At 40.1% G+C, this 12,929-nt stretch carries 8 protein-coding genes; 6 read left to right on the forward strand and 2 right to left on the reverse strand.

Features of this window, described 5'->3' with window-relative positions; translation table 11 throughout:
- Window positions 1-163: 163 nt before the first annotated feature.
- From ACEW80_RS05335 to ACEW80_RS05355, 5 genes are all read left to right on the forward strand, one after another.
- The gene (locus ACEW80_RS05335) at window positions 164-580 is read left to right on the forward strand and encodes a hypothetical protein (protein WP_373525593.1); all 417 of its coding nucleotides are present in this window, start codon (window positions 164-166) and stop codon (window positions 578-580) included.
- A gap of 108 nt (window positions 581-688) precedes the next feature.
- Window positions 689-910 carry a hypothetical protein gene (locus ACEW80_RS05340; RefSeq protein WP_373525594.1) on the forward strand — a complete coding sequence of 74 codons (222 nt, stop codon included), beginning with the start codon at window positions 689-691 and terminating at the stop codon, window positions 908-910.
- A 901-nt stretch (window positions 911-1,811) separates the two neighbouring features.
- Entirely contained in the window at window positions 1,812-2,831 is a 1,020-nt protein-coding gene (locus ACEW80_RS05345) for an RpoD/SigA family RNA polymerase sigma factor (RefSeq protein WP_373525595.1), read from the forward strand.
- Window positions 2,832-2,930: 99 nt separating this feature from the next.
- The gene (locus tag ACEW80_RS05350; RefSeq protein WP_373525596.1) at window positions 2,931-3,425 is read left to right on the forward strand and encodes an ureidoglycolate lyase; all 495 of its coding nucleotides are present in this window, start codon (window positions 2,931-2,933) and stop codon (window positions 3,423-3,425) included.
- 650 nt (window positions 3,426-4,075) lie between these two features.
- The gene (locus ACEW80_RS05355) at window positions 4,076-9,421 is read left to right on the forward strand and encodes a translocation/assembly module TamB domain-containing protein (RefSeq protein ID WP_373525597.1); all 5,346 of its coding nucleotides are present in this window, start codon (window positions 4,076-4,078) and stop codon (window positions 9,419-9,421) included.
- An 85-nt stretch (window positions 9,422-9,506) separates the two neighbouring features.
- On the opposite strand, the gene ACEW80_RS05360 is transcribed toward ACEW80_RS05355, so the two are convergent.
- Complete coding sequence (locus ACEW80_RS05360; protein ID WP_373525598.1) at window positions 9,507-10,028, reverse strand: DM13 domain-containing protein; 522 nt, start codon at window positions 10,026-10,028, stop codon at window positions 9,507-9,509.
- A gap of 470 nt (window positions 10,029-10,498) precedes the next feature.
- Here ACEW80_RS05360 and ACEW80_RS05365 point away from each other — a divergent pair, with 470 nt between their 5' ends.
- Window positions 10,499-11,770 (forward strand): ATP-binding protein, encoded by a 1,272-nt coding sequence (locus ACEW80_RS05365; RefSeq protein ID WP_373525599.1) that lies wholly within the window; start codon window positions 10,499-10,501, stop codon window positions 11,768-11,770.
- Between the two features lie 86 nt (window positions 11,771-11,856).
- Here the strand turns inward: ACEW80_RS05365 and ACEW80_RS05370 are convergent, their stop codons facing one another.
- A complete protein-coding gene (locus tag ACEW80_RS05370; RefSeq protein WP_373525600.1) occupies window positions 11,857-12,894 on the reverse strand; it encodes a low specificity L-threonine aldolase in 1,038 nt (345 codons plus the stop codon).
- Window positions 12,895-12,929 lie beyond the last annotated feature (35 nt).

Below are 12,929 nucleotides of genomic sequence, written 5' to 3' on the forward strand. Positions count from 1 at the left end.
TGGGAGTGTAAAATTCCAACGTGATTAAAGTTGGTTTAATGAAGTTTAATGATACTTTTTACTACCTGTGTTAGGCTGAAGTACTTAAACCAGGCTCCTATTTTCCGGCTTTTGTATCTAGCCAATTGTCATTATTAAACTGATAATCTCAAGAAATTTAATTATGAAATCTTCTTTTATCGTCTTAGTCGTTGTGATTAGCGCACTTGCAGTCACACAGACTGCTTATGCCAACCAAGAGAATGTTCCCATTCCAACAAGCGATGCTCTGAACGAGCCGTTTCACTATCGCAATCAGGCTGAAGTTTTGTTGACGGAACCAGCTACGATTACCACTACATGGAGTAATTTTATCGGACAGACTAATAATCTTAAACAAGCTGCTGAATCAATTTCGGCAGTCCAGGAGCGAGGATGCCAAAACCTTAACCCGCTTGAATTCATCAATAACCCAGGCGATTTCTTTAAGCAATGTCAGAAGCCAACAAACACCCAAAGTTCTCAAAATACTGAGCCAATTGAGTATCTCAAGGTTCCTAAACTAGATTCTGGTATTAGTGTAACAGTTACTAAATTTTGATATAGGTAATCTCTTAAAGTTGATCGAGATATCCGCAATAATTGTCAAGGATTGGACATTCTCAGAAAAGACAGTTCATATCGGGTTATGCACCAATGAGGTGAATGCTTGCTACATAACACTCAACCGCCCACCTGTCAACATAAATCTTTTCGCTTCATCAATACGATATTTAGTGCGATCGTGGGTATTACTGTCTTGCCAAGTATTGCCCTTGGTGTTAATGTGACCACTGTTAACACTTTTATTCCAAAGAATGTCACTAGCAGTAACTACATTGATAACACCGCACCGATACAGATGCCTGCGTGCAGTATGGCACAAGTGTAATTATTATATAGCAATCCGATTTGATTTCTGAAATTATTTGCGTAGGCTGGGAGTGAGGAGTGGGGAGTAGAGAAGAAGTCCCTTTGAGTTGTACTGAGTTTGTTCAAAAATCAAATATGAGTCCTATAGATATCCGTGTTATCGTGATCCTGAATTTATTTAAAGTTTATGTTACGTGACTGGATACGTTTTGCGTTATAGCTATTAGTGAATTTTACAACAAAAATAATCTAGTAACTTCCTAACAGAGAAGTGACTGTAAATATAGCTTGAATAATTTTGTTTTCCAAAAAACTATAGAATTATGCCGCCATTCGTTTTTATTAAAATACATTTTAGAAAACTATGATAATGCTTTTGTTGAGTATGTGATTGGATTATCTAGCAAAAAATCAGAGGTAGTAAATAGACAATTTTATGATTTGATTGATTCTTCATTTAGGAAAAAGTAAATTTAACCAGACTCTTAAGGAGAGATATTATGATAAAAATATATTGCTACAAAAAGAAGATTTATAAGCTAAGTGATAACTACGAGTTTTATTTAGGTTTACTGCTAAGGTTTTTTTCGTAATTAAATATGTAACCAGGCAATTTGGGATTTTTTCTTAAATAGTATTGGAAAAACCAACAGACATAATTATGTTTGTAAGGGATGCAATAATCAATAATAAACAAGTGAAGTTGGTTCAAATGATATGGTGATGATACTTTGGGTAATTGATTTATCAGTGGTGATAATGTTATTATTAGAGAGTAGGTTGATTTTGGGTTTATTATCTCCAAGAATTGACTTGTAATGTATCATAGGCAAGAATTCATTAAGTGTGAAATGGCTATGAGTCTGAATATGTAGACTTGATACCAATAAATTCATGAGGTTACAGAGGAGCAAATAACCATGAGCAACTTAACATCTCCACCTACCGAAGTTCAAAAAACGAAGAAAAAAAGTTTAGCCGCAGATAAAAAACCTCGAGCTACAGATGATATTGTGCGTAGTTATCTGCAAGAGATCGGGCGTGTAGATTTGTTGACTCGAGATCAAGAGGTTATTTTTGCCCAACAAGTGCAACAGATGATGAATTTGCTAGCGGCTAAGGAAGAATTGGCTGAAAAATTAAAGCAACAACCCACACAACAAGAATTGGCAGATCAGGTAGAGTTAAGTGTTGAAGTGCTAGAGCAACAGCTAAATTTAGGACACCAAGCCAAGCAGAAAATGATTCAGGCTAATCTCCGGTTAGTGGTAGCAGTAGCGAAGAAATACCAGCACCGTAACTTGGAATTTATGGATTTAATTCAAGAGGGTACTTTGGGTTTAGAGCGAGGAGTAGATAAATTTGATCCCGCTCTTGGTTATAAGTTTTCTACATACGCTTACTGGTGGATTCGTCAAGGAATCACCCGAGCGATCGCTCAACAAGGACGTACAATTCGTTTACCTATCCACGTCTTTGAGAAACTGAACAAAATTAAGCGAGTGCAGCGAGAATTATCTCAACAACTAGGTAGAGTTCCCAATACTGCTGAAATTGCTAAGGCGTTATCTTTGACACCCGTCCAGGTTCGGGAGTGTTTATACTTAGCCCGTCAACCTTTCTCCCTTGAGGCGCGAGTTGGTGAACAACAAGATACAGAATTGCAGGACATACTGGAGGATGATGGACCTTCTCCCGAAGACTACGCTGTTGAAGAATCTCTCCACCAAGACTTACAAGACTTGTTAGCAAAACTGTCTCCCCAGCAGCGAGAAATATTAACCTTGCGCTTTGGTCTGAGTGATGGATATGAACTATCTCTAGCACAGATTGGCGATCGCATGGGTATTAGTCGAGAACGAGTGCGACAAATAGAACAAAAAGCTCTCAGTCTCCTAAGACGCCAAAAGGAACAAGTACGTAGTTATCTAGCTAGCTGAGGTTATTTTTTGACAATTTAGGAATTTACTTTGATAACTGGATAAAATTCAGTCATTCTAAGAGAAAATAAACCTAAGTAATCTCAAAAAAGATTTGATATGAGCAGATTACAAACAGTCCAACAATTACAGGCACAACGGGTTACTTCTGAAAACTTCCGACGTTACGGACAGGTGATTTCTGCAAGTCTTGATGGCAAAGCTGACGATGCAGAAGATGCCAAATTAAACCTGCAAAATGGAATCCCACGATTTTATATTATGCGGTTGGATAAGAGAGGGCGGAAGTTTAACAAAATTACTCGTCATATTCAATGCACTCAATGTCTAGGTTCTTTGGAAGGGAAAGATTGGTTAATGGCGGTTTGTCCTCCTAATAATGATGTGAATGAACCAGCATTAGAGGAAATTGCTGCTTTCCGCATTCCAGGAAATTGCTTTATCAAGTTACATGAGGGTACTTGGCACGCTGGTCCATATTTTGAGCATGAGGCTGTAGATTTTTATAACTTGGAACTTGCTGATACGAATCTGGTAGATCATTTCACCCATGATTTTGTCAAGAGTCATCAGTTGGAGTTTGAAATAATGTAGGTAAACCTATTACATCTATTTCACTGGATTGTTTAGTTAGAGGAGGTTTTAATTTAGTTGATTTACTATTATTCTAAGACTAATTGGTTGAGTCCAAAATTAAATGACCTATGTTCTGAAATTTAACCTCTTGGAAGTCGCCTCAAGCCTCTACCTAAATTCAAGCCTTTCGCAGTTATGTGTCTATGCACAAGGCACATTAACTAAAATTATCACAGTCATCTATCGTTAGGTAAGATTCTACAAGGTTAAATTTTCTAGCCAGGGTTACATATACAAAAGTACTCATAGAGTAATTTAATAATCATATTGTTGACAATTTAAGCTTATGAAATCTATCAAAAGACATTAATTACTTTACAAAAGATAGCTCCTCAGAGAATATATAAGGAGACAAAGTTTATTAAAAAATTATTTGGACGACCAGAGAATTTGAAAAAAATATAGATGCAATCACTGCTCAAATTGAATAAGTGCTAATCAAGTATTATACTATAGATAAAATTTTCAAATTGAAAAGCGAGAAAACTCATGTCGGGTAACAATTAGTTACTCGACATATATTGTATAGCCATAGCTTATGGACTGCCAATACAACTGCGGCTAATCTGTCTTTTGGCTTACTCTAGATAAAAGTACTGGTAAAAATAATGGTGCACTCTCCAAATTCAGGAAACAATAAAGAACCATCTAATCGTCGTCTGTGGCTTCTTATTTTAGGACGTACCAGTTTGGCTCTGGGTGGGGTTTTACTGGTTGGAATTATAGTTGGTGCTTGGTGGGCTAGAAATTATGTATATAAAGATTTAGCACCATTAGTGCAGCAAAATCTTCAGCAATTGCTTGAGCGTCCAGTAAAAGTAGGGAAAGTTGAACGTTTTTCGCTCTCTAGTTTAAGATTTAGCTCTCTATCGATACCAGCAACTCCCACTGATTCAGACCAGGTAGTAGCAAAAGCTTTGGATGTGCAGTTTTCGCTCTTGGAGCTGCTCTTAACGCGAAAACTGGCATTAAATGTCACATTAGTTGAGCCTAATGTCTATATTCAGCAAGATAAAGATGGTCGTTGGGTTGCTGCTGAAGTTAAGGCTGGGGAAGGAAAAGGTGCGATTCAAACCGAGTTGCAGACACTTCAAATTCAAGATGGAAATGTGGAGTTGTTGTCAGCCTCCGCACCAACTAAACCGAAAGGTTCAGTAATATTAACTCAAGTCAATGGTGCTGCCAGATTTTCAGATCAAAACCAAAGGATTGGTTATGACATGAATGGTCAACTCGCCAGAGGAGGCGCAGTGAAAATAGCTGGTGAGACACAATTAAAAGCTCAAAAAACTAGCCTGAAGCTTCAAACAGAAAATTTACAAGCATCTGATATCAGTCGCTTAATTGAGTTACCGATTGCCTTGCAAGCAGGGCGCTTAGATGCTGACTTGGGGGTTGAGATTCCACCTAATCTGTCAGAAATAACCGTTACAGGAACGGCTACAGCTAATCAAGTTACTGCTAAAATTCAAAATATTCCTCAGCAAGCTTCTAATTTTAATGGGAAATTTATATTTCAAGGTCAGACAGTTGCTTTAGAAAATCTGAGTACGAATATTGGCAAAGTTCCCGTTCTGGCTAATGGAACAATTAATACTCAAACAGGTTTTAATGTCTCGGCTCAGATAAAACCAGTTAGTGCAAAAAATATCTTAGATACGCTGAATGTGAGTTCACCCGTCGCAGCTAGTGGCGAAATTCAAGCAAATATTCAGGTACGCGGCGCACTTAAGCAGCCAATCCTTAGCGGTACAATAAATAACACAAAACCTATTCAAGTTGACCGCGTTGAATTCAAAACCATCAACACTGACTTCCGTTTGAATGTATCTGAAACTGCGTCTCAAATTGCCGTTTCTAATTTGAAATTAGTGCCAGCAGCCGGTGGTGAAATTACAGGCGGGGGTCAAGCTAAACTAAGCGACAAAGGCAATGTAATATTTAATGTGCAAGCTGATGGTATATCAGGGGATGTACTGGCACGCAGCTACGGTTTTACTCCTCCTGTCGCAGTTGGAAATGTCTCGGCAAAAGCCCAAGTCTCTGGCTCACTTGGCAAACAGCCGTTGAAACTTGATATTACCAGTATTCAGGTAACGCCGCCAACCGGGGGGCAAATTACAGCCAGTGGTCAAATTGAACTGGCTCCCCAAGGTCAAGTAGACATAGGTATTCAAGCTCAAGGTTTACCAGGAAATGCGATCGCTCAAGGTTATGGTATCTCAACTCCAATTAATGTTGGTGGTATATCTGCAAACGCTAAAATTTCTGGCTCACTGGATAAACCCTTAAATGTAAATGTTGATCGCCTTCAGGCAAATCCAGAGGTGGGAGGGCAAGTTACAGGCAACGGTCAACTTCAGCTTGCACCCGAAGGTAGAGTATCATTTGATGTGCAAGCCGAAAATTTACCAGGAGATGCGATCGCAAAAGCCTACAAATCCTCACCCTCCATCACCATTGGGAATGTATCGGCAAATGCCAACATTTCCGGCACTTTGAGCAACCTGCAAACAGTAGCGCGGGTACAAGCGCCTGGTGCCACCTATCCCACTACAGGACGAGTGGTTGTTACTCAACAAGGAGAGAGTATTCTTTTCCCAGATGCAGTTTTGAACGTGGCAGGCGGTACAATTAGAGCTAAAGGTGAGGTTGCACAACAACGCTGGCAAGGAGTTGTCAACACTTCTCAAATTCAACTCAACCGTTTTTCACCACAACTGCGAGGACTGCTCAATAGTAATATTCAGTTAGCAGGCACAACGCAATCTTTCCAGCTTGCAGATATTCGCGCCGCCGGACAAATCCGCCTTTCCCAAGGGGTAGCACTGCTGGCAAAACCCCTCACCGCTCAATTTCAGTGGAATGGACAGCAGATTCTAGTTGAAAACGCAAGTACCCCAGGACTTAGTGCTTATGGGGCGATCGCTGTTCAGTCTCCACCAAATGGTACACCCCAAATCGCCGGATTTAATTTAAATGTACTGGCGCAGAATTTCAACTTAAAAAATACTGGCTTTCAAGTTCCTGGCGACGTAGCAGTAGCGGGGCTAGTTGATTTTAAGGGACAAATTACAGGCACTCCAGATGTTCCGCAAGCTAATGGCAATATCCGGCTGCGGAATTTTAACGTTAGTGACTTGGCATTTGACCCAGTTTTAACTGGAAACGTGAATTTTCAAGGCGGACAAGGGGCAAGTCTGCGATTAACTGGGAAGCAAGACAGGATTGCGCTTGACTTGGGTGCAGATTATCGCCCAACTTCATTTTTAGTTCGGCGTGACGGCGCACTCGCCAGGGGCAGAGTTGAGGGAGATAACTTGCTCATCAACGCCCAACAGTTTCCCATCGCTCTGGTTGGGGGCTTTTTACCGAATAATCAATTGAAGCCTTTGGGGGGGCAATTATCGGGAAATTTAGTTGTCAATCTAAATAATTATGCGATCGCGGGAGACATTGCGATCGCCCAGCCTCGGATTGCGAGAATTACAGCCGATGAATTTCGCGGCAGCATTAATTATGCCGATGGTACTGCTAGCTTGACTAATGGTCAATTGCGGATTGGAGATAGCAACATCGCCCTGAGTGGAAGCGTGCAACCAGGGGATGACCCGCAATTTCAATTTCAAACTAATTTTAGCCAAACCAGAATCCAGAGACTTTTACAAGCGTTTAATGTCTTCGGCTTCCAAGACCTTGCTAGTGGATTGCAGCTTCCAAAGTTAGCTGGAGCAGAGGTACTTGACACTGAGCCTGTCAGTTTGCCCAATGCAGATTTGCTCGCACAGTTAAAATATTTCTCCAAAATTGCCACATTGGTAGCAGAACAACGGCAAGAAGAGAGAAATGAAAGCCCATCTTTGCCCAGCCTTGCAGAATTAACAGGTGCTTTAAGCGGAGCAATTACAGCTAATGGCTCGTTAAAATCTGGGTTGAACGTCGGCTTTAATTTTCAAGGTGCTAACTGGCAATGGGGTGAGTATTCTATTAATCAAGTCGTTGCTCAAGGCACTTTTGTCGATGGTATCGTCACACTTTCGCCCTTGAGTATTGGTATCAATCAAGGATTAGTGGCGTTTTCGGGACAGTTAGGAACTGAGCAACTATCTGGAAAGTTGAATGTAGCAAGTTTACCTTTATCACTTTTACAACCTTTTATCGAAAAATACCCCATAGATATCACTGGGAAAGTGAATGCTGATGCCACATTAGCAGGTAGTTTACAAGACCCTACTGTTAAAGGAGCAGTGGCGCTGGCGGATGCGACTCTCAATAAAAAACCTGTGCAAACAGGACAGGTGAACTTTGATTACAACAATGCTCGCTTGAATTTTGACAGTACTTTGCTGGTGACAGGAACGCAGCCAGTTACCGTTACAGGTAGCGTCCCGGCTCCGTTACCTTTTGCCGCAGTGCAACCAGATAGCAATCAAATCAGCATCAACGCCAATGTGAACAATGAAGGATTGGCATTGTTAAATCTGTTTACCAACAATCAAGTCGCTTGGGTAGACGGTCAAGGACAAGTGGATTTAAACGTTCAAGGTACTTTAGACCAACCAATTATCAATGGAAACGCCACACTTAATAATGCAACTTTTCGCGCTGAAACCTTATCTGAACCCCTCACAAATGTCACAGGAACAGCACGATTTAATGGCAATACGGTAAGTGTTGAAAGCATTCAAGCTACTTACAATGAAGGGCAAATAACTGCATCAGGTATCCTGCCAATTTTTGATCTTCAGCAAGCCGCAGCGAATCCGCTGACAGTATCAATAGCAGACAAACTTGATTTTAAGCTCGCAGGACTGTATGAAGGTGGTGTCGGCGGCGATGTCGTGATTCGCGGAACAGCGCTAAAACCTGTAATTGGTGGAGAGATTCAACTGAGTGATGGTAAGGTGATCATTGGAAACTCGACTACTGCTAATAAAAAATCAGCAGCTACAACAGAAGCTAACGCTAACGTCATAAATAGAGAAGAGATAACTACGGCAGAGAGTAATGCTAGCCCAGTGATTACAGCAGATACTAACGCTAGTGCAGTAACTCCACCCAATTTACCCATAGAGTTTGCAGATTTAAGGTTAATTCTAGACGATGATATTCGTGTTACCACTGAGTCCTTGCTCGACTTTGTACCAGGAGGAGCCGCATTGAGTCAGCCCATACTGAATTTTGAGGCCAAAGGCGACCTGACGATCAATGGTACATTAGCCAAGCCCCTCCCTGAAGGAGTGATTCGTTTGACAGGAGGACGACTCAGTATATTTTCCACAGAGTTTGCCTTAGCGCGAGGCTACGAACAAACTGCGCGGTTTATTCCAAGTCTTGGACTTGACCCTACTTTGGATGTCCGACTTACCGCGATTGTACCGGAAGCATCGGCAAGGAACACTCAAATTTTGGAATCACCATTATCTGCTGAAATCAGCGATGTTTCTGCTACTAACTTTGGTACTTTACGTACCGTTCGCGTTCAAGCAAGAGTTAACGGGCCAGCTAGTAAATTGGGCGACAATCTGCAACTGACGAGTGAACCTAGCCGTAGTAAGGGAGAAATAGTTGCTCTGCTGGGTGGCTCGATTCTGAATTCTTTTGGTCAAACAGATGCAACACAGGGGTTGACTAATTTCGCTAGTTCTACCATTTTAGGTGGTTTACAAGGAACTATTACTGCGATCGGACAGGCTGTTGGCTTCAGCGAATTTCGGATATTTCCCACCCCTGCTACTAATGAAACAGCCAGAGCTTCGGTTTTGAATTTATCAGCAGAGGGTGTGTTTAATATTAATAGAAACTTCTCTGCTTCTTTATCGCGGGCTTTAGCTACAGATGAGTCTTTGCGTTACAGTGTGCTATATCGACTCAATGACGAAATTTTGATGCGAGGCTCAACTAATTTGGGGGATGAAAATCAATTCTTAGTTGAGTATGAAACCAGATTTTAGATTACAGTTATTCTTAGGTAGATAAACCAATACGCCTGAAAGAGTGACAAAGAGGCTACAGTAATTTGGATTGTTTGATTAATTTTTAACTACTCAAATTGGCAGCGCCAAAAGTAGCATTGAACTTACGACACCAGATAGCAGCAGATTTATAATCTGCTAAATTGATGTTGTTAGGAATGGCATATTTTTGAGCACCACTATATTTTTTTAAGGGAGCAAGAATAATATAGCCTCCATTTTTTAAGGGATAGGATGGTGGCTTAGTTGAACCAATTACGTTATCTGAACGATGCAAAATTACTACTAAATCTGGCCCTGATTCAGAAGTCTTAAACGATTGCTCAAGCTCTAGAAATGATTTACCATCTTTAGTGGTCAGACTGACTTTTCCTTGAGTTGTGTGTTCTCCAGAAACAAAGGTGCCTGACTTCACAGCAGTTGATTCCTGAGACTGTGCTAAAGTCTTCGTCGGAGTTGAAGAGAGGGGAACAGATGTATTCACAGCTACAGGACTTTCCTTAGACTGACTATTTGATACTTCGCTGGCACAGCTAACCATGACCAGAGAAGACAAACTCAGTATTAATAAATGTCTAAAATTCATGATTTTAATTCCTCAATACATTAATTAAATTAATAGCTTTTAGTTTGAGCTTTAAACAGATTATTGCTTAAATAATTAGTTGAAAAATTATGGATATCTAAGGATTAATATCGAGAAAGCTGAAATTTGGTCTAGAGAGTTCTTATGGATTTCTCAGCAAAATCTCAGATTTCAGCCTGTGAGTAATTCATCGTGAATAGAACAGACTGAAGTCAAGCGATGTCTACAACGGGCTACACTTACGTAATGCTCTGGGATTGTTTGACTTGACTCATAATGACATCACTTATTTATATTTCTTTAACTGTTGTATAAATTTACATTGATTTAAGCAAAATTTCATAAGTTTGCTGTATGCAAATAGCATATGTCTCTAGTAAAATTTCTCTATCAAACTACTACAGCCTACCGGAAATAATTATCCAGTTAAGTTTTGAAATTATTTTTAATAACCCATGCAATCGGCATCCATGAGCAAAACCAGTGATAACGAAATGTCGTTGCAAAACCAAACTTGGCAGCGTGAGCGGCAAATAATAGCACGTTTGTCTTCTTTAAACTATCGAACTGGTGAACTGGGTAGCTATCTGCACAACATTGCTTGCGGAGTCAGCGAACTGATTGAAGTTGATTGGACAGTTGTTACCTTTTGCCAAGAGGGGTTTGAAACTGTTCTAGCAAGTAGTCTCGAAATGGCGGAAGATGCACCCCGTGTTTATGCTCTGCATGGTCAACTAATTGCTACAGTTATGCAATTTGGACGGTCATTAGCAGTTAAAGATGCTGTAGCTAATCCAGAGTACGGCAGACCTGCACCGGGTTATCTAGCATATCTGGGGATACCGTTGCAAACTACCGAAGGTCAAGTATTTGGTACTATTTGCTCTTTTCATCGGCAGGCACGCGAGTTTTCTGCCGATGAAATCCAGATTGTGGAATTATTTGCAGAACGAGCAGCTACTGCCATCGACCACTATCATCTCTACCAGCAACAATGCCAATTTAATCATATTCTGGAGGCTGAGGTAGAAAAGCACACCGCAGAATTACGAGCAACCCAAGTCAAACTAGTAGAACAAGAACGACTGGTAGCTATTGGTGAATTTGCTGCCATTATTGTGCATGAAATTCGTAATCCTTTGACTACAATGATCATGGGATTGAAGTATTTCCGAAAAATCATTCTGACTGAATCTGCTCAAGAGCGATTAGCGTTGGCACTGAGTGAGTCCAGTCGTCTGGAACGTTTACTAAGTGAAATTTTGCTTTATGCCAAACCCCAAGTGTCGCAACTTTGTGAATTCAACGTGAATGAATTTATTCGTGAGTTACTGGTATCCATTCGTGAAATGCCAGAAGCTCTGGAACGGCAAATTGAATTTATTCCGGCGTCGTCTGTAGTGAAAATTTCGGGAGATAAAGATAAGCTCAAACAAGTATTTATCAATATTGTCCGCAATGCTTGCGAGGCAGTTGCAGCAGGAGGTGTTGTTAAGTGGAAAGTAGACTGTTCGCATACAGAAAAAGTCTGCATTAATATCCATAATGGCGGCGAACCAATTCCATCGGAAGTTCTGGCCAAGCTTTGTCAGCCGTTCTTTTCTACAAAACCTTGTGGCACTGGGCTAGGACTTGCTATTACCAAACGCATCGTCAATGCTCATGGTGGAGAACTGTTAATCTGGTCTGATATCTTGATGGGTACTACCGTAAGTGTTCAATTACCAGTAGTTGCTCAATGAACTTTTGATTGATATTAATGCCAGATTTGACCAGAAATATAATCAATTACTTATTTTATTATTTTAGGTTTTGTAAATTTGATTTTTTAAATAGTTGCGTTCTTAATATCACCAATCAATTCATCAATCCTTGATTTTGTGGTGTTCCAAGAACACATAAAACGTACTCCTCCCACACCAATAAATGTATAAAACTGCCAGTTCTTTGCTTTTAAGGTGTGAATGACTTGTTGTGGTAGTTTAACAAATACGGCGTTGGCTTCTCTAGGAAACATCAAGTCAACGCCTTCTATATTTAATAGTTGATTTTCTAAGTATTCAGCACATTGATTAGCATGTCTGGCATTTTTTAGCCAAGCACCAGTTTCTAATAAACCTAACCAGGGAGCAGAAATAAACCGCATTTTTGAGGCTAGCTGACCTGCTTGTTTGCACCGATAATCAAAATCCTCTGCTAGACCTTTGTTAAAGAAAAGAATGGCTTCACCTAATGCCATTCCATTCTTTGTACCACAAAAACACAACACGTCTACTCCAGTTTTCCAAGTAATTTCAGCAGGGCTTTTATTCATAGCGGCAACTGCATTTGCAAAGCGAGCGCCATCCATGTGAATCTTTAAATCATACTTTTTCGCAATTTCTTTAATACCTAAAAGTTCTTCAATAGAATATAAAGTTCCTAATTCAGTTGATTGTGTGATGCTAATAACTTTAGGTTTGGGATAATGAATGTCAGTACGTTTAGTAACAATTGCCTCTATAGCCTGTGATGTTAACTTACCATTTTTACCTTGACCAAGTAGCAGTTTAGAGCCATTAGATGCAAATTCAGGTGCGCCACATTCATCTGTTTCTATGTGAGATGTTTCATGACAAATGACACTGTGATATGACTGGCAAAGAGCAGCTAAAGATAAAGAATTTGCAGCTGTACCATTAAAGGTAAAAAATACTTCACAATCAATTTCAAATAGTTCCCGAAAATAATCTGTGGCTTTTTGAGTCCATTCATCGTTTCCATAGGCTGGAACACTACCTTGATTTGCCCTAATCATATATTCCAGGGCTTCAGGACAAATACCAGAGGAATTATCACTTGCAAACTGCTCTGAATTACTATTCATAATCTCTACTTTGATTTTTATCAGTAATTTTTACA

The organism is Nostoc sp. (genome assembly GCF_041747015.1).
In the GTDB taxonomy this organism is placed as follows: Bacteria; Cyanobacteriota; Cyanobacteriia; order Cyanobacteriales; family Nostocaceae; genus Nostoc.